The sequence below is a fragment of the Leptospira venezuelensis genome (assembly GCF_002150035.1).
Classification (GTDB): domain Bacteria; phylum Spirochaetota; class Leptospiria; order Leptospirales; family Leptospiraceae; genus Leptospira_B; species Leptospira_B venezuelensis.
On the sequence record NZ_NETS01000011.1, the window covers coordinates 512,541 to 535,349 of the forward strand.

At 38.9% G+C, this 22,809-nt stretch carries 16 protein-coding genes; 8 read left to right on the plus strand and 8 right to left on the minus strand.

Annotated features, from left to right (window positions below):
* Positions 1-6 precede the first annotated feature (6 nt).
* The 8 genes from B1C82_RS18590 to B1C82_RS18625 all read left to right on the plus strand — a co-directional run bounded on the left by B1C82_RS18590 (position 7) and on the right by B1C82_RS18625 (position 9,994).
* Entirely contained in the window at positions 7-1,386 is a 1,380-nt protein-coding gene (locus B1C82_RS18590) for a cobyrinic acid a,c-diamide synthase CobB (protein WP_086449076.1), read from the plus strand.
* Entirely contained in the window at positions 1,383-2,087 is a 705-nt protein-coding gene (locus B1C82_RS18595; protein WP_086449077.1) for an adenosylcobinamide amidohydrolase, read from the plus strand. The genes B1C82_RS18590 and B1C82_RS18595 overlap by 4 nt, the downstream gene beginning before the upstream one ends.
* Positions 2,084-2,713: a histidine phosphatase family protein gene (locus tag B1C82_RS18600; protein ID WP_234008368.1), complete on the plus strand. Its 630-nt coding sequence runs from the start codon at positions 2,084-2,086 to the stop codon at positions 2,711-2,713. Before B1C82_RS18595 ends, B1C82_RS18600 begins: the two co-directional genes overlap by 4 nt.
* Positions 2,701-3,255 (plus strand): bifunctional adenosylcobinamide kinase/adenosylcobinamide-phosphate guanylyltransferase, encoded by a 555-nt coding sequence (gene cobU / locus B1C82_RS18605; RefSeq protein ID WP_086449078.1) that lies wholly within the window; start codon positions 2,701-2,703, stop codon positions 3,253-3,255. Before B1C82_RS18600 ends, cobU begins: the two co-directional genes overlap by 13 nt.
* A complete protein-coding gene (locus tag B1C82_RS18610) occupies positions 3,252-5,852 on the plus strand; it encodes a cobyric acid synthase (protein ID WP_086449079.1) in 2,601 nt (866 codons plus the stop codon). Before cobU ends, B1C82_RS18610 begins: the two co-directional genes overlap by 4 nt.
* Positions 5,849-6,820, plus strand: coding sequence for an adenosylcobinamide-phosphate synthase CbiB (cbiB, locus tag B1C82_RS18615; protein WP_086449080.1), 972 nt, complete (start codon positions 5,849-5,851; stop codon positions 6,818-6,820). The genes B1C82_RS18610 and cbiB overlap by 4 nt, the downstream gene beginning before the upstream one ends.
* A 9-nt stretch (positions 6,821-6,829) precedes the next feature.
* Complete coding sequence (locus B1C82_RS18620) at positions 6,830-7,411, plus strand: histidine phosphatase family protein (protein ID WP_086449081.1); 582 nt, start codon at positions 6,830-6,832, stop codon at positions 7,409-7,411.
* Between the two features lie 432 nt (positions 7,412-7,843).
* Positions 7,844-9,994: a TonB-dependent receptor gene (locus tag B1C82_RS18625; RefSeq protein ID WP_086449082.1), complete on the plus strand. Its 2,151-nt coding sequence runs from the start codon at positions 7,844-7,846 to the stop codon at positions 9,992-9,994.
* 3 nt (positions 9,995-9,997) lie between these two features.
* On the opposite strand, the gene B1C82_RS18630 is transcribed toward B1C82_RS18625, so the two are convergent.
* The 8 genes from B1C82_RS18630 to B1C82_RS18665 all read right to left on the minus strand — a co-directional run bounded on the left by B1C82_RS18630 (position 9,998) and on the right by B1C82_RS18665 (position 22,731).
* Positions 9,998-10,759, minus strand: a complete 762-nt coding sequence (locus B1C82_RS18630; RefSeq protein WP_086449083.1) for a response regulator — start codon at positions 10,757-10,759, stop codon at positions 9,998-10,000.
* Positions 10,760-10,819: 60 nt separating this feature from the next.
* On the minus strand, positions 10,820-11,299 hold the full coding sequence (locus B1C82_RS18635; protein WP_086449084.1) for a response regulator: 480 nt from the start codon (positions 11,297-11,299) through the stop codon (positions 10,820-10,822).
* The gene (locus B1C82_RS18640; RefSeq protein ID WP_086449358.1) at positions 11,296-12,459 is read right to left on the minus strand and encodes a sensor histidine kinase; all 1,164 of its coding nucleotides are present in this window, start codon (positions 12,457-12,459) and stop codon (positions 11,296-11,298) included. The genes B1C82_RS18635 and B1C82_RS18640 overlap by 4 nt, the downstream gene beginning before the upstream one ends.
* 17 nt (positions 12,460-12,476) lie before the next feature.
* Positions 12,477-18,803, minus strand: a complete 6,327-nt coding sequence (locus B1C82_RS18645) for a HAMP domain-containing protein (RefSeq protein WP_086449085.1) — start codon at positions 18,801-18,803, stop codon at positions 12,477-12,479.
* Positions 18,804-18,996: 193 nt separating this feature from the next.
* Complete coding sequence (locus B1C82_RS18650; protein WP_086449086.1) at positions 18,997-19,629, minus strand: response regulator; 633 nt, start codon at positions 19,627-19,629, stop codon at positions 18,997-18,999.
* Complete coding sequence (locus B1C82_RS18655) at positions 19,626-20,981, minus strand: GAF domain-containing sensor histidine kinase (protein ID WP_086449087.1); 1,356 nt, start codon at positions 20,979-20,981, stop codon at positions 19,626-19,628. Before B1C82_RS18655 ends, B1C82_RS18650 begins: the two co-directional genes overlap by 4 nt.
* Positions 20,982-21,097: 116 nt before the next feature.
* A complete protein-coding gene (locus B1C82_RS18660) occupies positions 21,098-22,246 on the minus strand; it encodes a hypothetical protein (protein ID WP_234008367.1) in 1,149 nt (382 codons plus the stop codon).
* Positions 22,247-22,338: 92 nt separating this feature from the next.
* A complete protein-coding gene (locus B1C82_RS18665; protein WP_086449089.1) occupies positions 22,339-22,731 on the minus strand; it encodes an OsmC family protein in 393 nt (130 codons plus the stop codon).
* Positions 22,732-22,809: the final 78 nt, after the last annotated feature.

Below are 22,809 nucleotides of genomic sequence, written 5' to 3' on the forward strand. Positions count from 1 at the left end.
GAAAATATGATACAAGATATCAATATACCTAGGATACTGATCTCCGGCACAGGGAGCGGGACCGGAAAAACTACATTTACGATAGCACTCACTAAGGCATTACAAGCTAAGGGCCTAAAAGTTTCCGTATTCAAATGCGGACCCGATTATTTAGATCCAGGTTATCATTCGTTCGTTACAGGCAAAACCTGTCAAAATTTGGATGGATGGCTGATGGGTAAAGAATCAGTACTTTCCAGTTTTATAAGTGCAAGCCAAGGTTCAGACATTTCGATTATTGAAGGAGTGATGGGTCTATTTGACGGTCATTCTCCCAATTCGGAAGCGGGATCTACTGCAGAAATTGCAAAATGGCTACAGGCCCCAACTATAATATTAATAGATGCATCCGGAATGGCAGCAACTTTTTCAGCAGTCGCATCCGGTATTAAAAATCATGATCCGAAAGTTCCCATCCAAGGTTTTATAGCAAATTTTATAGGAAGTAAGAACCACTTATCGATTATAGAAACTGCAAGTATTCCTTTGCCTATCTTAGGAGGATTTCCTAAGTCTTATGAATACTCTTTTCCGGAAAGACATTTGGGACTTAGGACTGCTGGCCCAGATATTTTAACCGAAGAAAAACTTACTTTTTGGCAAAATTTATCAGAGGAATGGCTAAATTTAGATAAGATCTTGGAAATTGCAAATTCAGCTCCTCCCATTCTTTCAGAAGTAGCAGCAGAATCTCAGGGGAAACCTAAAGAATGTAAGATTGGTGTAGCCTACGACGAAGCATTCCATTTTTATTATGAAGAGAATTTCAAAAAATTAAGGGAAGAAGGAGCCGAATTGGTTTTCTTTTCCCCACTGAAAGATATCAAACTTCCAGAAGTGGATGGCTTATACTTTGGTGGAGGATATCCAGAACTATTCGCAGAAAATCTATCAAAAAATAAAAGCCTAATCGAAGAGATAAAAAGTTTTGCAAATTTAGAAAGGCCAATCTATGCGGAATGCGGCGGATTGATGTATCTTTCTTCGGAGATCCAAAATATAGAAGGACAAAGTTTTCCTATGGTGGGACTTATCCCTGGCAAAGCGATCATGGGTCCTAAACTTAAAAGTTTAGGTTATGTTGAAGTTCATACGGAGAAAAGAACTATCTTAGGTGAAGCAGGCATCAGATTCAGAGGACACCAATTCAGGTATTCAGACCTCATTTTAGAAAATGAAGATGAGTCATTATTCTCTTACCATATCAGAAAACGTAAATCCGAACAAACCTTTAGAGAAGGTTATACGGTTTCGAACGTATTAGCAAGTTATGTGCATGCACATTGGGCCTCTAATCCTGAAATTCCGAAAAACTTTATATCTTCATGTAGGAGATTCGAAGTTTGAACTTTTTTCAGAAAGATCAAATCGAAGTTTCTTCCACCTGGTTGGAACTCCAACTATCCAAGCCCCATTCTTCTTTAAGTTGGGCGGTCGTTGGAGGAGGATATTTCACCACCAATAAAGTGTATTGGTTAAAAGTTTCCAATGCGGAATTAAGTCCTGAAACTATTCCGGAAGAATTTTATAGAAATCGATTAGCAGTCAAAGGAGAAAAAGAAGAAGTTTTAGGCTTTATGACAAGCGCTTCTCTTTTAGATTACTCCGTGTCCGAAAAAAGTTTGGACGGCTTACATGTTAGATCAATTGCAACAGTGGGATTAGGAAATGCAGTAAGAGTAGGAGATATTCTAAAACAAATTAAAAAAATAGGAACAATCAATTTACTCATTCAGACTTCCGAGGCACTTACCTTCTCCGCAAGCATAGAAGCGATCTCAATAGCGTCCGAGGCAAGGACCCTAGCGGTTTTAGAATCAGAGATCCAGATACAAAGCGAAAAAAATTATGCTACTGGCACTGGCACAGATTGTATCGGGATTATTTCTCCGATTGGAACGACTGAAATAGATTATGTGGGAAAACATACAACCTTTGGGCATTTAATTGGAGCCACATCATACGAAGCAGTTACAAATGGGATCCTTAAATGGAAAATATCCAGAAACTCTATGAACAAAAGATATCAGAGTTTATCAAACATATGAAAAAATCAGTATGTTTGATCAGACATCCTCACGTTTCTTCTGAATATGGGGGAAGATATTTGGGAAGAAAGGAAGTTCCTCTCTCCAAAGAAAAAGTTCAGGAGATCGATAAAATAAATGAAAAAATCCAAGAAAAATTCTTAAAAGGTAAAATATATTTAAGCCCCGCAAAACAATGTAGAGATTTTTTCGAATCATTAGAATTTCAGAATGAATCTCAACCAGAGATTAAAGAAGAGTTACGAGAGTTGGACTTTGGAGATTGGGAAGGCAAATCATTCTCGGAAATTGCAGAAATAAATTTAGAAGGTTTGAAAAAATTCGCAGACTTCTCCCCGTCATTTCGATTTCCCAAAGGAGAAAGTTTACATGAATTCCAATCAAGGGCAGAGGTTTTCAAAGAGTATATTCTCTCTTCTTCGGATCCAAATATCTTAATTCTAGCGCAAGGAGGAATTCTCTCCATTTTACTTTGTTCATTTTTAAATATCCCAGCGTCATTCTATACAAAATTCAAACTGTCTCCATCTACCCTTGTTTACGTAGATATATTCAAAAATGGTCAGGCTGTTTTAACAGATCTAATTAGAACTTCTTCCACAAGGAGATGTGAATGGCCGAGTTAATTTTAATTACAGGCGGATGCAGGAGTGGGAAAAGTAGATTCGCGTTAGAAAAGGCAAACCTTTCAAAAGAGAAAAAGTTTTTTTTGGCAACTTGCCCACGCATAGATTCAGAAATGGATGAAAGAATACAAAGACACCAGCAAGAAAGATCAGGCTGGATCACAATCGAAGAAGAAATAGAACTTTCTACTGCATTAGATTCTATTCCTCCCAAATCAATTGTGTTAATCGATTGTTTAAGTCTTTGGATTAATAATCTAATGTTTAAAGCAAATAAAGAAAACAGAAACCTTACTCAAGATCAAATCGAAGATGTTTGTTCAAAATTAGGAAAACATATACTGGGTTCGAAATTGAAAGTTGTGTTTTTGGTCACGAACGAAGTCGGAATGGGACTTGTTCCGGAAAATAAAGAAGGGCGATTGTACAGGGATCTATTAGGGATCTGTAATCAAACATTTGCCTCTTTCGCGAATAGAGTATATTTCTTAGTTAGTGGAATTTCAATCCCGATCAAACCAGCTTCGGAGATCTGCTTATGAAATCGGACCAAATTAGTCCACATGGGGGCAATCTATATAAGATGGCAAATATTGCGGGAGTCAATCCTTCGGAAATTTTAGATTTCTCCTCTAATCTAAATCCACTCGGTTTTCCAGATTGGATTCGCCCATTGATTAATTCCAAAATAAGTGATCTAATACATTATCCGGATCCAAATTATACGGATGCAAGAATCTCTTTAGAGAAAAATTGGAACATTCCAAAGGAAGAAATCGTCTTGGGAAATGGTGCGTCTGAACTTATTCGCATAATTCCAAAGATCAAAAAGTTTGATCTCGCTGTAATCGCCCAGCCTTCTTATATCGACTATAAAAAAAGTATAGAATTAGCTGAACTTCAAATCCAAGAAATTGTTCTGCAAAAAGATTCTAACTTTGAATTGAACTATGAGGAACTAATCCGGATTTTACAGATAAACTCAGCAAAACAAATATTAATTATACTAGGACATCCAAATAACCCGACAGGAAGATTATTAAATAGAGAAAAGATCCTAAACATAGCTTCTGAATTTAAAAATTCTTTTTTCGTAATAGATGAATCCTTTGTAGATTTTTGCTCTGATGATGTTTCCTTTAGAAATTATAGATCCGAAAATCTCGCCGTTCTCTGGTCCTTAACTAAAATTTTAGCGCTTCCCGGACTTAGAATAGGATTACTATTAATAGAATCCGAGATTGCATCCAGAATTTTAGAACTTCTTCCCAGTTGGTCAGTAAATAGTTTAAGTGCTTCTATTATCGAAAAATTTGGAGAAGACCATGGGTTTTTATTAAAAACAAATGAAAAACTGTTAGAGTGGAAGAGCATATTCATAAAAGAATTAGAAGAACTAAAAATTTTTCGGGTTTATAATACTAATGCGAATTTCATTCTTTTGGAATGTTTAGAACTTAAATATAATATTTCAGAATTAGAATATCTTCTTCTTAAAGATTTCAAAATTGGGATCAGAAACTGCAACAATTTCAAAGGATTCGATAATTATTATATACGAATCGCGATCAAAACTCCCGAAGAAAACGATAGGCTTATACAAGCATTTCGAACTATATTTAAAAATACTCTCAAATCTCCTAAAACAAAAAAAGCAAAGCCCGCACTTATGCTCCAAGGCACAGCCTCCAATGTCGGAAAAAGTATTTTAGCGACCGCATTCTGTAGGATCTTTACCCAAGACGGTTTCAGAGTTGCACCATTTAAGTCCCAAAATATGGCGCTAAACTCCTTTGTGACTCATGAAGGTGCAGAGATAGGCAGAGCACAAGCATTACAAGCTCAAGCTTGCAAGATCAGAGCGGATTACAGAATGAATCCTATCCTTCTAAAACCTTCTAGCGAAAAAGATTCACAAGTTATCCTGAATGGAAAACCAATAGAGGCAATGGATTTCAGAGATTACATGAAATTCAAGTTAAGTGCTTTTAACGAGGTGAAAAAATCGTATGATTCTCTTTCGGATGAATTCGATATGCTAGTTTTAGAAGGAGCCGGAGGAGTCTCTGAAGTCAATTTAAAGGATAAAGACATTGTAAATATGAGAATGGCAGAATATGCCAAGGCAAAAGTACTATTGGCAGGCAATATAGATCATGGAGGAGTATTCGGCTCTTTCGTCGGCGCAATGGAAACAATGTCCGAATGGGAAAGGAAACTAGTTTCTGGTTTTCTAATAAACCGATTCAGAGGGATAAAAAGTCTACTCGATCCTGGTATCAAATACTTAGAAGAAACCACTCGCAAAAATGTATTCGGCGTTATTCCATTCCTAAACGATCTCAGGCTGCCCGAAGAAGATTCACTAGAATTCAAATCGGGAAGTTTGAGTGATACTTCTCCATTAGGAAACAGGATAGATATTGTCTTAATCGATACACCCAGGATCTCCAATCATACGGATCTCGATTCTCTTAGAATTGAACCAGATGTTAGAGTCAGGATTGCACAAAGAAAGGAAGAGATTGGAAACCCAGACGTTTTAATTCTTCCGGGAAGTAAAAACGTAATCACAGATCTAAACTATCTGAAACAATCAGGGATTTCAGAAATCATTTTAAATTTCCATAAAGAAAGAAAAACAGAAATTATAGGCATTTGTGGAGGTTACCAAATGTTGGGAGAATCCGTACACGATCCATTCCAAATCGAAAGTAATTTAGGTTCCGCAGAAGGCTTAAACTTGATTGGAGTTAAAACAATATTAGAAAAAGAGAAATTACTGAAACAAACAGAAGGTATCCATCTTCTTTCTGGGAAAAAAGTATCCGGATATGAAATACACCATGGAAATACGAAAGAGATATCCGCAAAATCTATCTTCCAAAATAACTTAGGCGAAAGTTTAGGTCATCAAGGAATTTCGGAAAGAGTCTGGGGAACATACTTACACGGAGTATTCGACGAAGACGAGTTTAGAAGATCCTTTTTAGATAAAATCCGAATTAGAAAAGGAATGAGTCCGTTAAACGAAATTCAGGCGAGGTATGAATTAGAAACGAATTTAGATCGTTTAGCGGATGAAGTAAGAAATTCAGTAAATATGCCTGAAATTTATCGGATTTTAGGATTGAAATGAATTCAATTTGGATCCTTCCCGCTTCATTACTTTTAGATCTTGGCTTCGGAGATCCCCAGGGATTCCCTCATCCGGTTCGTTTAATTGGAAAATTTGCAAGATATATGGAGAAGGTCACAAGAAGATATATCTCATCTGAAAAATTTGCAGGAATCATTACTTCTTTTTCAGTATATTCTATTTCCTTTATATTTCCTTGGGTCATCATAGGATTCTCTCGCTTTATTCATCCTTTTTTAGCAGAATTAGCGTCTACATTCATCATATACACAAGTATCGCCTTAAAAGATCTATTGGATCATAGTAAGGATGTTTATTCCGCGCTCCACGAAAACAATCTAAAAAAGGCTCGTATAATGGTTGGTCGAATTGTGGGAAGAGACACTGCAAATTTAAAAGAACCTGAAATTATCAGAGCGGGTATAGAAAGCGTGGGAGAAAGTCTCGTGGACGGAATTACTGCCCCCCTTTTTTTTGCCGCACTGGGTGGCCCTGCTTTTGCAATGCTCTATCGTTCAATCAACACACTGGACTCAATTTTTGGTTATAAAAATGAAACCTATCTGAAATTTGGCTGGGCATCTGCCAGAATAGATGATTTGGCAAATTATATTCCAGCAAGACTGACTGCTCCAATACTCTGCATCTCTTCCGCCATATTAGGTTTTTATCCATTAAGATCTTTGAAAATACTCATCAGAGACGGAAGAAAGCATCCCAGCCCAAATTCTGGACTTTGCGAAGCTGCCTTAGCCGGAGCCTTAAAAATTCAATTAGGAGGTAGAAATTATTATTCGGGAATTCCAAGTGAGAAACCAAAATTAGGAGATCCAGATCATAAATTGATACCAAATTTAATCTTAGACGCAAATAGGATTATATTCTTAACCTCCATTCTTTCTACACTCTTGTTTTTAGGCCTTGGACAGACGGTTCATTTCGTATTTAGGACCTTCTTCAAATCTTAAATTTATTTTATGAAAAATAAAGAATATCATCTTTTCCTAATACGACATGGAGAAACAGAATGGAATCGGGAAAGAAGGTTACAAGGACAGACTGATACCTGTCTAACAGAGCTAGGAATAGAACAATCCATCAAATTAGCTTACAAATTGAAGGATAAAGGAATAGAAATCATTTTTAGCAGTGATCTAAGAAGAGCAAAAGATACATCGGAACAGATTGCCCGCATATTAGGGATCGAGATCATATATCATCCAGGGCTTAGGGAGATATATTTAGGAGAAGCACAAGGAGTTTTAGAATCAGATCTTTCCAATTTATTCGGAGAAAACTCGTTTATTGCCTGGAAAAGTTTAGATACGATCCACAAACAATTTAGATTTCCCGGTGGGGAAAGCAAGTCTGAAGCGGAGAAGAGAATCATCACAACTATATTAAATTTATTAAAAATACATAACAAAAATAATATTGCGGTTTGCAGCCATGGATTCGTTCTCTCTAGATTTTATAAAAACTTTTCTCTACAGGAATTTCCTCATTCTAAACTTGGGAATTGTGGAGTTTTGGAATTACCAATTTTAATGAATTATTAGAAATAAATTAAACATTAGCAAAATAAATCAGAATAATATTTTTGAAGCTTATAAAACTTTTTTCGTTGAATAAAACAAGACGATTCCAATGATCGACTTAACTTTCAGGATGAAGTTGGGTGTAACTCCCACGCTGACCCGCAACTGTGATCGAAACAGATCAGAAAGATATTTTCTTTTTGTTCTCACTTCGCAAGCCAGATCTCCCTGCAGACTAAAACCTCGAGGTTAGGTATGTTAGCATTCTCGCCAAGCACGTCCGTGCATTCGCGAAGGGCCCCGAAAGTTAAAAATCGGGGCTCCCGCAAACTAAGGTAAATTCCTAATTTTTTGCATTAGAATATTTATATATTCTCATTTTGACATAAATTAGACTAACATTTGTTAGTTTATCTTTGTTTCGGAAGTTTTCCAAATAAAACGGACGAAAACATGAAACAAAACTTTCTCCGGATTGCCGGCCTAGGCATATCCATATCGTATTTTATATGCGCAATCTTCTCACCTATTCTTTCTCAGGATGAAGAGATTAAGCTGACTAACGGAAAAGAAAGAACAGAAGCAGAAAAATTAGAACTTAAGAAAAAGATCTCTGAATACAGACCAGATGCGATCGTAATAAGAGATAGAAGATCCAATTTGATTGGTATAGCCTCTTCCGCGAGTGAAGGTGTTGTTGGCTCTGATCAAATTAAAACAAGACCTATTATGAGACAGGGTGAAATCGCTGAATTAATCCCTGGGGTGATTGTAACGCAACATAGCGGTGGAGGAAAAGCAAACCAATTCTTCCTAAGAGGTTTCAATTTAGATCACGGAACCGATCTTGCTTCGAATGTAGATGGAATGCCTGTCAATAACGTTAGCCACGCTCACGGACAAGGTTACACAGACTTAAACTTTCTTATCCCGGAACTTGTGGAACAAATGCAATATAAAAAAGGTGTCTATTATGCGGATCAAGGAGATTTTGCATCGGCCGGCGCTTTCAATATTTCTTATTTCAAAAGTTTGACAAAAGGAATTGCAAATGTCGAAGGTGGCACCTTAGGTTATGCAAGAACTCTTATAGCAAAGTCTCACAAACTAGGACCGGGAGATCTTTTATATGCATTTGAAGCTTCCCATAATGATGGTCCTTGGGTGATTTCGGATAACTTCAGAAGGGTAAATGGCATCACAAGTTATTCTGTAGGGGATAAACAGAAAGGATTCAGCATTAGCGTCATGGGTTATAAAGGCAGCTGGCATTCTACGGGACAAGCTCCTAAAAGAGCTCTTAGAATGGGAGACTCTTGGTTAGATCAAGATTCAGGTTTGAGTAGATTCGAAAGTGTGGATCATAACGATGGTGGATGGTCAAACAGAGCCAGTATTAATTTTGAAGCCCATCGTTTAGAAAGAGGATACGAAGCAAAAACTCAATTTTACGGAATATATTATGATTTGCGATTATTCTCTAACTTTACTTATTATTTAGATGATCCAATAAGAGGAGATCAGCACGAACAAGCCGACAGAAGAACCATTGCTGGCAGTAAATCCAGTTATAAAGACATCAGCGATTTTTGGGGCATTCGTATGGAGAATACGATCGGACTTCAGATTAGAAGAGACTATATCCAGAATGGTCTTTTCCATACAGAAAAAAGAGCAAGATTAGATACAGTTAGAGAAGATGGTATAATTCAATTAAGCTCCGGTTTATATTATGAAAACAAAATACAATGGTCTAAAAAATTTAGAACAGTCTTAGGATTACGAGGAGATTATTATAAATTTAATGTAGATGATTGGGGAACAAAGGAAAGATCAGATAGAAATGCAAGCATCTATAGCCCAAAAGGAAGTATTATCATAGGTCCATGGTTAAAGACAGAATTTTATATAAGCGGAGGATATGGATTCCACAGTAATGATGCAAGAGGTGTGGTTCAAAAAACAGACTCTGCAGATCCATTAGTCCAAACAAGAGGTGGAGAAGTTGGACTCAGAACCGAGCCTGTCCACGGCTGGCAATCTACATTTTCAGTTTGGCAATTGGATATGAATTCGGAACTTTTGTTTACCGGTGACAATGGAACTACTGAAGCGAGCAGACCAAGCACTCGAAAAGGATTTGAATGGGCTAATTACTATTCTTACAATTCTTGGCTTATGATAGATGCCGACTTTGCAACTTCCAGATCCAGATTTAGAGATGATGATCCTTCCGGGAATTATATTCCAGGTTCGATCCGGCACACATTGGCTTCCGGAGTTACTTTAAAAAATCCTGATGGCTTCTTCGGATCTCTTAGAGTGAGATACTTTGGAAATCGATCTTTGATCGAAGACAACACTGTTAGATCTCCTGCGACTACAACTGCGAATTTTCAATTCGGAAAGAATTTTGGAGAAGACTTGAGTGTCGTCTTTGAAGTATTCAATTTATTGAATGCTCATGTTAGCGATATAGATTATTATTATGCATCCAGACTGAAAAATGAACCAGTCGGCCCTAACGAAGGAGGATATAATGATATTCACACACATCCCGCTCAGCCAAGATCGATACGACTTTCTATAAGGGCATCTTTTTAGGATCTATTTTTTGACGTAGTCTCGTATCACTAAAATACGATCTACGTCGACTTCCTTATTTTTAGGAACGGACTTAGTGAATGTAAACACCTCAGTGCTCAGTCCATTCTTTGAAAGTAAAAGTCCATGGGAAGGAACTGATTCCAAAGGAATTTTTTCAGCTAAATGATTGTCTAAGTCGAAATTTTCCATATCGGGAAGGTTTTTCATACTCAATACATCACCAAGAGGTTTTCCGATTGCGTCCGATTCCAGCCAGCCAGTGAGTTTCTCTGCAGATAAATTCATAAATGAAATCTGCCCTTGGGAATCAAAAGCGATAACCCCTTCGGGCATATTCCGAAGTTCTGTAGAAACAAGTCTCGCCTTCTCCATCAGCTCCTTCTCTACTTCATGTTTGTATAATATCAGTTCAATCACTATCTGCAATTCTCTTGTCTGAAAAGGTTTTAGAATATATGCATTCGGTTCTGTTAATTTAGCTCTGGTTAATGTTTGGGAATCAGAAGAAGCAGTTATATATACAATAGGAACATCTAAAAATTTTCGAATCCTTTTGGCTGCATCTATCCCATCCAAATATCCGTTTGCAAGGACTATATCAATCAGGATCAGGTCAGGTTGAAGTGCAATTGCTTGTTTGACCGCGGTTTCACCAGTATTTGCAATACTAGGTTCCGGATATCCCATCCGTATCAATCTATGACGGATATCCTGAGCAACAAGTCCCTCGTCCTCTACGATCAAAATCCTAGTGTCTTTCATTAATTCTCCGAAAATATTCTAATTTTAATAAATTCGAATATTCTTTCTTATGCCTAATCATCAAACACCAGCTTCTTCCGAAGTGGTCTTAATAAGGTCCTTCACTCCATGTAGTATAGCCGACATATTCCTTCTTTCTCTTTTTCTTTTTTTATCCAGCCCATGCTTATTTAAAGCGATTTCGATCGCTATTTGTAACTCTTTAGTTTGGAATGGTTTTAGTAGATACCCGTATGGTCTTGTAGGCTTACTTCGAAGAAGAGTTGATTCATCTGCATAAGCGGTAAGATATATTACCGGTAGATCCATTTTGTCTAAAATCTCTTGGACTGTTTCTATCCCGTCGTAATTTCCCCTAGATAACATTATATCCATGAGCAGAAGGTCCGGTTTATCTAAATAAACTTTTTTTAATGCTTCATTCCCTGTAGAAGCGATACTTACAAAATCATAACCAAGATCAGACAATTTACTAAGTATATCTTTGGCGACGATATTCTCGTCTTCTACTATCAGTATTTTTGCTTCGCTGGAGATCATTTTCGGACTCGGCTCCTTTCTCGAAAGACTAGAGTGAACTTAGTCCCCTTGCTCCGATCCAAGATCAAACTTCCGTCAATTTGCTGGGTCAAAGTATTGACTAATTGTAAACCTAAAGAATCTGTTTGTCGATAGTCAATTTCTTCCGGAAAACCTACCCCATTATCTTCTACAGTCAATGAATACTCTTCATATTTAGATGTAATAGTAATATGGATGGTTCCTTCTTCTCTGTCCCTAAACCCGTATTTCAATGAATTTGTAACGAGCTCAGTTACAATTAACCCACAATGTATCGCAGTATCTAAAGTTAGATGAACAGATTCTGCATGTATTTCAAATTTGATCCTCGAATTTACTCTATAGGTCCTTAGAAGATTAGTAACCAAACTGTTCAGATACTCTTGGAAATCTGTATGTGCCAGATCTTCATTTTGGTACAATAACTCATGGATTAGAGCGATAGACTTGATCCTAGATTGGCAGTCCTGGAACATTTCTAAAGATTTTCGATCCGTTATATAGTTCCCTTGCAGACTTAGGATACTTGAAACGATCTGAAGATTATTCTTTACCCTATGGTGAATCTCTCTTAGCAGAACTTCTTTTTCCTTTAAGGAAGCTGTTAATGCTTCTTCAGCCCTCTTTCTCTCCGTAATCTCGGTCATTAACTCGTTGTTCACTCTATGTAGCTCAAAAGTTCTCTCTTCTACACGGATCTCTAACTCATCATGACTTTGTCTAAGAAGTTCTTCTTGGATCCTCAATATTTTATTTTTCTTATGTAAATCGACGAATACAGCTGCTTTAGATCTCAGGATCTCTGGCGCCGTTGGTTTTACCAAAAAATCCACCGCTCCCAAAGAATATCCTTTGAACATACCAGTTTCGTTATTTGCATAGGCGGTAAGAAATATAATCGGTATCTTCGCGCATTTTTCCCGTTGGCGGATCAATGCTGCCGCTTCGAAGCCGTCCATCCCGGGCATCCTTACGTCCATGAAGATCAATGCGACTTCGTCTGGTTCATCCAGAAGTGCCTTGAGCGCTTCTTCTCCAGAACCTGCCTTGATCAAATTCAATTCAGGACTCTTAAGAATATGCTCCATTACCTGCAGATTATCCGTGTGATCGTCTACGAGTAATATACTTACTTTCATTGGCTGTTCCATATCATCTACCTGCATAACAACACCCTAAGCAGAGAAAGCAAATGATCTACACTTACCGGCTTAGTTATATATTCGGTCGCGCCGGCCTCGATACATTTCTCCCGATCCCCTTTCATTGCCTTTGCTGTAAGTGCCAGAATCGGAAGATTTACAAATTCAGCTTTAGAACGGATCACTTTCATTGCTTCGTATCCGTCCATATCCGGCATCATCACATCCATGAGAACGATCTCTATATCCGGATTTTTTTCTAAAATATTAATTCCATCTAATGCATTTTCCGCATAATGAATTTTCATTTTATGTAATTCTAACATACTCGTTAAGGCGAATATATTCCTTACATCGTCATCAACTATCAGAACCTTATGTCCTTCCAGAGAATACGTATCTCCAGATTTAGAAACAGATTCAGGTTCATGCAAATGGATCTTAATCTCTTCTAAAGAACTTGCATACGAATTTACGAATTTAAGAATATTCGTTCCATTGAAGGATAGAAGTTTCTGAAAATTTTCAGGTCCATTCTTTTCATCCGAATAAAAAAGTATCAATGTCCTTTCAGGATCCAATAGTGTAATTTTGGAAACCAGATCGAAAACCGACATATCCGAAAATTTATTTCCAATCAAAATACAATCAGGAACTTCTTCTTTCAGAATTTCCAAAAGTTCCTCGCCTGACCCCATACTCTTCAGAATAAGATCCTTTGAAGTAATTTTATCCATTAGGAATTCAGAATGTTCTCCGTCTATTCCACAAACATAAAGTGTTTTATCAATTTTATGCAGATAGGTTTTAATCTTCTCAAATGCCTCATTTAAAGATTCTATCCCAACAGGCTTCCTCAAATGAGAGATCGCGCCTATTTCTAAACTTCGTCTCCAATCGTTTTCTCCGGAAAGAACATGAACAGGTAGTTGTCTGAGTTTGGGATTTCGTTTCAACCAATTCAGGATTAAACTTCCGTCCATATCCGAGAGTTGGACGTCCAACAAGACAGCATTAAAGGAAGATTCTTGTAGCGCAGAGATTCCACTCTTTCCATCCAAAGCAACTGTCCCTTTAAACCCATTACTTTTAGCGATCTCTAAAAGTGACTTTGCAAATGTTTCGTCTTCTTCTATGATCAAAACCTTTTCTTTTGATTCATTTTGGGTCTCATCTTCTAAAACTCTTCGAGTGGCTTTAATCTTACTTCTTACATAAGAATCACTTGAGCCAGAAGAATCATTGTCCGAATTCTCGGACCATTTGATTGAGTCAGGTTCGATCGGATTTTCTTCTACCTGGATATAATCCAAAGGAAGATACAAAGTGAACTTACTTCCTACTTCCGGTTCACTTTCCAGCTTCAATTCTCCTCCTAAGATACGAGTGATTTCTTTACTGATAGAAAGTCCAAGTCCTGTTCCTCCATATTTTCTACTAGTGCTTCCATCTGCCTGTCTAAACGCCTCAAAGATGAGGCCTTGCTTTTCAAGAGAAATACCAATACCTGTATCAATCACAGAAAATGCGATCACACCACCGGATTGGTTTAAGATCTTATGATCCTTACTCCAACCACTAGGTGAAGATTCGATTCTTAATTTTACCCCTCCTTTATGAGTAAATTTGAATGCATTTGATAGAAGGTTCTGTAAAATCTGCTGCAATCTCTGCAAGTCAGTAGTAATCCTAGAAGGAAGTTCCGGATCTATTTCTACTTGGAATTTTAAGTCCTTATTCCTTGCTGTCTCCCTGAAGGAACGATCCAGATACCCTCCCAATTCTTCGATCGAGACGGAATCCAGATCTACGCTCATCTTACCGGATTCAATTTTAGAAAGATCTAATATATCATTGATCAGTTGTAACAGATCATTTCCGGAACTATGAATTGTTTTTGCATATTCTGTCTGTTTTTCAGACAAGTTACGGCTCTCATTATCATACAATAAACGAGAGAGGATCAGCATATTGTTCAAAGGAGTTCTTAACTCATGAGACATGTTTGCCAAAAACTCTGATTTATACCTAGAAGTAAGTGCTAGCTGACGAGCTTTCTCCTCCAGGGAATGTCTTGCTTGTTCAACCTCTCTGTTTTTTCTTTCCACCTCGCTATTCTTTTTAGCGAGTAGTCTAGCTTTCTCCTCTAACTCTTCGTTCTTTTCCTGTAATTCTTCCCTTTGATCCTTGAGCATATCCTCGGAGGCCTTCAGTGACTTGGCTTGTTCTTCCAAACGTTGGTTGGTATTGGTCAACTCTTCTTGTCGTCCTTGTAACTCTTCTGTAAGAGTTTGGGATTGAATCAGAAGTTCCTCTGTTCTCATACCGGCCGCAATCGTGTTCAATACAATTCCGATACTTTCAGTCAACTGATCCAAGAAGTTCAAATGGATCGGTGTGAAATTGGAGAAGGAAGCAAGTTCTATCACCGCTTTCACCTCTCCTTCGAATAACACCGGTAAGACGACTATGTTTATAGGAGGAGCCTCACCTAAAGCGGAGTTGATCATGATATAACTGGAAGGAACCTGTGTAACGAGAATTCTTTCTTTCTCCAGGAAACATTGGCCGATCAGACCTTCTCCCGGGTAGAAACGATTGGATACATTTTTCCTCTCTTGGTAAGCATAACTTACGAGTAGTTTGAGTAATGGACCTTCTTCCACGTTTTCTGTTATGAAGAATGCTCCATGTTGCGCAGAAACAAGTGGTGCAAGCTCAGACAAGATCAGTTTACTTACGTTGACTAAGTTCCTTTGCCCTTGTAATAGCCTCGTGAATTTTGCAAGGTTTGTTTTTAACCAGTCTTGTTCTGTGTTGATCCGAGTAGTCTCTCTCAAGTTTCGGATCATTTCGTTGATATTGTCGGATAAGGCTGCGACCTCACCAGCGGCCTGGATGGTAACTGTTCGAGAGAGATCTCCCTTGGTCACACCTGTTGCCACTTCTGCAATCGCCCTTACCTGAGTAGTCAAGTTAGATGCGAGCTGGTTTACGTTATCAGTAAGGTTTCTCCAGAGACCTGCTGCACCAGGCACACTTGCTTGGCCTCCTAATCTTCCTTCGATACCCACTTCTTTTGCAACTGTGGTTACCTGGTCTCCAAAGAGTCCTAATGTATCGATCATATCGTTGATCGTATCTGAGAGCTCGGCGATCTCTCCTTTTGCTTCTAAATATAACTTTTTCTTTAAGTCTCCGTTTGCAACCGAGGTTACAACCTTAGCAATACCCCTTACCTGAGTTGTAAGATTATTCGCCATGAAGTTTACACTATCTGTTAAATCTTTCCAGATACCTGCAACACCTTGCACATTTGCCTGACCACCCAGCTTACCTTCTGTTCCTACCTCTTTTGCAACCCTCGTTACCTCAGAAGCGAATGAGTTCAACTGATCCACCATTGTGTTAATGGTATCTTTTAGTTCGAGGATCTCTCCTTTAACATCCACTGTGATCTTCTTGGATAAATCGCCTCGGGCTACCGCTGTAGTAACTTCGGCGATATTACGAACTTGGCCTGTTAGGTTGGATGCCATCGAGTTCACACTATCTGTTAAGTCTTTCCAGGTTCCTGCAACTCCTCGAACGTCTGCCTGACCGCCTAACTCTCCTTCAGTTCCCACCTCTCTTGCAACCCTGGTTACCTCAGAAGCAAATGAGTTCAACTGATCCACCATCGTGTTAATGGTGTCCTTCAACTCCAAGATCTCTCCCTTAACATCCACTGTGATCTTCTTGGATAAGTCTCCTCGAGCTACCGCTGTAGTAACTTCGGCGATATTTCGCACTTGGCCCGTTAAGTTACCGGCCATGAAGTTTACACTATCCGTTAAATCTTTCCAGGTTCCTGCAACTCCTCGAACGTCCGCTTGTCCACCCAGTTTACCTTCTGTTCCTACCTCTTTTGCAACCCGGGTCACCTCGGAAGCGAATGAGTTCAACTGGTCCACCATCGTGTTGATGGTATTTTTGAGTTCTAAGATCTCACCCTTAACATCCACTGTGATCTTCTTGGATAAGTCGCCTGTTGCAACTGCCTTGGTGACTTCTGCAATATCACGAACCTGGCCTGTCAAGTTACCTGCCATGAAGTTCACACTATCCGTTAAGTCTTTCCAGGTTCCTGCAACTCCTCGAACGTCCGCTTGTCCACCCAGTTTACCTTCTGCACCAACCTCTCTCGCAACCCTCGTTACCTCAGACGCAAATGAGTTCAATTGGTCCACCATCGTGTTGATTGTATTTTTGAGTTCTAAGATCTCACCCTTAACATCCACAGTGATCTTCTTAGATAAGTCACCCGTTGCCACTGCTGTAGTAACTTCGGCAATATTACGAACCTGACCTGTTAGGTTGGATGCCATTGAGTTCACACTATCTGTAAGGTCTTTCCAAGTTCCCGCAACCCCCTGCACATCTGCCTGACCGCCAAGCTTACCCTCTGTTCCCACCTCTCTTGCAACCCTGGTTACCTCAGAAGCAAATGAGTTCAGCTGAACCACCATCGTGTTGATCGTTACTTTCAACTCAAGGATCTCACCCTTAACATCCACTGTGATCTTCTTGGATAAGTCGCCTCGGGCTACCGCTGTAGTAACTTCGGCAATATTACGAACCTGACCGGTTAGGTTGGATGCCATCGAGTTTACACTGTCTGTAAGGTCTTTCCAGGTCCCTGCAACTCCGCGGACATTCGCCTGACCACCGAGCTTACCTTCTGTTCCTACCTCTCTTGCAACCCTCGTTACCTCAGAAGCAAATGAGTTCAACTGGTCCACCATCGTGTTAATGGTGTCCTTCAACTCCAAGATCTCTCCCTTAACATCAACAGTGATCTTCTTGGATAAGTCGCCTGTTGCCACTGCTGTAGTAACTTCGGCGATATTACGAACCTGACCGGTTAGGTTGGATGCCATCGAGTTCACACTATCTGTAAGGTCTTTCCAAGTCCCTGCAACACCCTGCACATCTGCCTGACCACCCAGTTTACCTTCTGTTCCTACCTCCCTTGCAACCCTCGTTACCTCGGAAGCGAATGAGTTCAACTGGTCCACCATCGTGTTAATGGTGTCCTTCAATTCCAAGATCTCTCCCTTAACATCCACTGTGATCTTCTTAGATAAGTCGCCTCGGGCTACCGCTGTAGTAACTTCGGCAATATTACGAACCTGGCCTGTTAGGTTGGATGCCATCGAGTTCACACTGTCTGTAAGGTCTTTCCAAGTCCCTGCAACACCTTGCACATCTGCCTGGCCGCCAAGCTCTCCCTCAGTTCCTACCTCTCTTGCAACCCTCGTTACCTCAGAAGCAAACGAGTTCAACTGGTCCACCATCGTGTTGATCGTGTTTTTGAGCTCAAGGATCTCTCCCTTAACATCCACTGTGATCTTCTTAGATAAGTCTCCTCGGGCAACCGCTGTAGTAACTTCGGCAATATTACGAACCTGGCCTGTCAAGTTAGACGCCATTGAGTTCACACTATCTGTTAAGTCCTTCCAGGTTCCCGCAACTCCTCGAACGTCCGCCTGACCGCCTAACTTTCCTTCAGTTCCTACCTCTCTCGCTACCCTGGTTACCTCAGAAGCAAACGAGTTCAACTGGTCCACCATCGTGTTGATCGTGTTTTTGAGTTCGAGGATCTCTCCTTTAACATCCACTGTGATCTTCTTGGATAAGTCACCTGTTGCAACTGCCTTAGTGACCTCTGCAATATCACGAACCTGGCCAGTTAAGTTAGACGCCATCGAGTTCACACTATCCGTTAAGTCCTTCCAGGTTCCTGCAACTCCTCGAACGTCCGCTTGTCCACCCAGTTTACCTTCTGTTCCTACTTCTTTTGCAACCCGAGTCACCTCAGAAGCAAATGAGTTCAACTGGTCTACCATGATATTTACGATCTTGGCTGTTCTAAAAAATTCACCTTTGAGAGGTCTTCCGTCTATTTCCAACGACATATTCTGAGAAAGGTCACCACCAGCAACGGCACCAATCACCCTCATCACTTCCGTATTCGGTTGCACAAGATTTCCAATCAGAGAGTTAATTGAATTCATACAACTTCCCCAAGAGCCTATAGAAGAAATTCCACTCACCCTTTGAGAAATTTTACCTTCTTGTCCTACTTCATTACTAATTCTTTCAAACTCTTTGACCATTCTATCATTCTGGTCCATGATATCGTTTAATAAGTCTGAAATTTTACCTGCGATCCCAACTTGGTCCAAAGGCATTCTTTTAGAGAAGTCTCCTCGCTTAAACGCAGTGAGAACCTCCAATAATTGTTTTGGATTTAGGGAATCTTTGTCTTGTTTGGGATCTATTGCTGGAGCATTCTTCATGGTAAGACCTAAACCTATAATAAAAGGCTAATGCACACAAAGGAGAATGATGACGTAAAATGATTGGAATAACAACAATAATTATTTCATAAATACGTCGTATGGATTACGTTAAATGGGGAATTTTTCTGTCACACGAAATGTGACAGAAAGCTAAACACATTACGAAAATAAAGTATACCAAGCTTGGAAATTATTCCAAAAGTTTATGGTCGTAAGCGTAGCGAACAAGCTCTTGTGTAGATTTCAGACTCATCTTTTCGAAGATCCTAGCTCTATATGTATTCACTGTATTTACACTTAAACCGAGGTCTTCTGAAATAGATCGAACGTTTTTACCCTTCACGAGTAACATAAGTATCTGAAACTCTCTTTCCGAAAGAGTCTCATGAGGAAGTCTATCAGAAGGTTTAGAAAGTTCTCTTACTAACATTTCGGTAGCTTCAGGACTAATATACCTAGCTCCTTCTATCACCTTGCGCACAGCGGAGATGAGTTCATCACCTGCACTTGACTTAGTAATATAACCAGAGGCGCCTGCCTTCAAAGCGCGCACTGCAAATCTATCTTCTGGATACATACTCAAGATCAAGACCCGCGTATCAGGAGAAAGTTTATGAACATATTTTAATATATCCAAACCGCTCATCAAAGGCATATTAATATCCAGGATCAAAACCTGCACAGATTGACTTGCAAGATAATCCAAAACCTGTTGCCCGTTTTCCGCTTCGTAAACGATCTCTATATCTTCTTCTTCCGATAAGATCTTTCTTAAACCTTCTCGGATCAATAAATGATCATCAGCAATCAATGTGGAAATCATAGGAAATCCTCCTTATTTCGAGTTGAGATTGGTATTTTTACGATCACACTTGTGCCATTCCCAGAGCTGCCTGAGATAAAAACTTCGCCCCCGAGGACCACTGCCCTTTCTCTCATTCCAATCAGTCCGAGAGATTTAGATTGGTTCATCCTTCTTGGATCAATTCCAATCCCATTGTCTTGGATTTTTAAAATAAGAAATTGACCTTCTTCCAAACAGGAAACCAGGATACAACTTGCCTTGGAATGTCTTGCAGCATTAGTCAATGCTTCTTGGAAAATGCGGAATAATGCGACGGAAGGGTCCTTTTCAAGCGAGAGAGTTCCTGTAGGGATCTTTATTTCGCAGCGAATTCCTGACCGTTTCTCGAAATCTTTAGCATACCATTCGATCCCTTCCAATAGCCCCAATTCTTCTAAAATTAAGGGCCTAAGCTCAGTAGCTATTCTTTGTACAGATTCGATACCTGAGTCAGCTACCTTTATCATGGATAAAAGTTCGGATACAACGGATTCGGAACCTTTTGATTTCTGAAAATTATTTTTTAATAATGTAAGATCTATTTTAAGAACAGTTAATAATTGACCTAACTCGTCATGGACTTCTCTTGCGATCAGTAACCTTTCCTCTTCCCTTACCTCTTGTAATCTGGCAGATAATGCTCTTAATTGTTCTCCAGACGTCTTGAGATGATTTTCTGCATCCCTTCTTTCAAATACCCTGCCTATCTGGGAACTGATATGTGAAACAGCTTCAAAAAAAGAAGGATCTGCGGATTTACTGCCGGAATAAAATTCCAATACACCAACCAGATTTTCTTTTACTAAGATAGGGATTCCGATTGCAGCTTCAATGCCTGCTTTGAGACAAAGTTCTCTTAATTCTCCTTTTAAATAAGAAGGAAAGTTTTCAAGTAAAATAGGTTTTCTTCCGCTTCTGACTCTTTCGGTAAGAATAGATTCTTCTTTTTTAGATTTGGTCCTTAATAAATTCCTAAACTCTTTTAGAAATTTTTCTTCTCTAGAGAAGGAAATAGAAGAATATTCTGGTCTTTCGGAATCTTCTAACACTAAACATACAAGACCCAATTTCCAATTTGCAATAGCACAGATACGATCTACTGAAAATTGAAGTACAGACTCCACATCGTTTGCTTCATTCGCAGCTGTTGCAGCCTGTTGGAGCAGATTTAAGACAGAGATCTTTTTTAAAAGTTCATCTTTTGTATTTTGATCTTCTTGATTAGGTCTATCAATAGGATCATCCTTGGGAAATCCTTCGGATTTGCGAGGAAAAGGTTCGGAGAATGAACCGTAACTCGGCTCTTGGTCGATATTCGAAAAGCCTTGCACTCCGCGATTATCTAATTAAAATTTTTATCTTTCAATCCGTTTTTTCACCTAACAGCAAAGAAATTAATAAATTACTAGATCTAAAGTTGTAGAAATTTGAATAATGGAGAATATTCTTATTTTTTAAAGAATAATCGGATATAAGAGGACTTTACCTCTTTTTGTGAAAACTCCATACCAAAATCTTCTTTTCTTTCTCTAAGTTTCTGATACAGAGTTCCGCCGTTATATAGCGCTTCTATTTCTAAAACGATTCCTTTATTCGGATCTGAACCAAAACTCTCAGTAACCCGATTGACTCCTTGGATGTTTCGTATAATTCCCTGCACATCATTATCCAAATAATCATCATAACTCAAGCCTTCTATTTTGACACGTATCAGATTCCCGGGCTTCCATTTGTCGGATATCTGCTCCTTGATCTTAGGATATGCCTTTTCCACAGATCTTTTTATGGATTCTTGTATCCCTGTGTTCGGATTGATATGAGGAGAAACTCCTGCAGAATTATCTGCAGCGATAATCCGAGCGGTGTTTACATCAAAAATTTTGAATCTTAGAACCGACTGATAAGAATGAAGTCCAGTATCTTCTATCCTTCCTAGATCAGTAACTTCCGTTTGTCCTACAAGTAAGATCTGAGCCTCTGATTCTGAGGCTAAAGATAATATTTTGTCTTCAAAGGATTGTTCCGAAAAAGTGGCGTGATCCTTCTTCCCTTCTTTAAAAAGAACATGATAGAATTGTTTTTTATCCAGAAAGTCAAAATCAGAGAAGACCCTGACTATCTCGTTCTCAGTGATCCCGACTCTGTCTTTTATATTTTGTTTTCCTAATATTCTCTCTTCAATAAATACTAAAAACTTAGGCTTTCCAAGGTCTTTATATCTTTCTTTAAGTGCGTTTTCAATGGCTCTTGAATTCACCTTACCTTTAGCATCTATTTCGAAAAGACCGCCTGCTAATTTACGAGTAGAACCAATTTTAGAATATTCTAACACAAATCCTTCGACAGAAGAATTTACGATAATCTCCTTCAATTTTCCGCTTATAACCTGAGAGGTTCCTTGGACAAATTCTCCGAGTCCATTCTCTAAAATTTTTCGTTTAGCGTTTAATTCTAACTCTTCTTCCGTTCTGCCTTGGACGTTTTGCACGTATGTGAATTCGTCTTTTGGAACTCTTAGGGAAGAAACACAGGAAATCAGGAATGCAAAGATTAGATAAAGAGAGAAATAATTATATTTAGAGAATACAAATTTCATAGAATCGAAAGGTTCTTTTCGACTTATTGGACCTAGTTTTCCGGCCTTCCGTTTCCTAAAGAAACTGGAAGAAGGCTTAGAAAAAATTACTTTTAACCCAGTTTGGTTTCTATCTGGATAGGATGAGTCAGAGTTTTATGAACAGGGCAAGCGTTTGCTACTTGCAAAAGTCTTTCTCTTTCTTGCTCGCTTAAATTTCCTTCTAATTTTACAACCCTTTGGATTTCAGTACGATCCGTCCATCTAGTCAGATTTAGTTCGACGATTACCTCTTTCAGATCCATTTTTTTTCTTTGCGCATACATTCTGATAGTGATATCAGTGCAGGCTCCCAAGGAAAGAAGAAGGTATTCATGTGGAGAAGGTCCTAGATCTCCTCCCCCGTCTTCTTTGGGTTCGTCTGCTATTACTTCATGATTTTTGCTACGTAGGATGGTTTTGTAATTTTCAGGAGTGCTGAGTACGGATACTTGTATGTCGCTCATAAGGTAAAGAAGATAGGGAATCTGGTTTTAAATGCAATCTTAAATCGCAGTTTAATATTTTCAGAGAAGAAGAGTTTA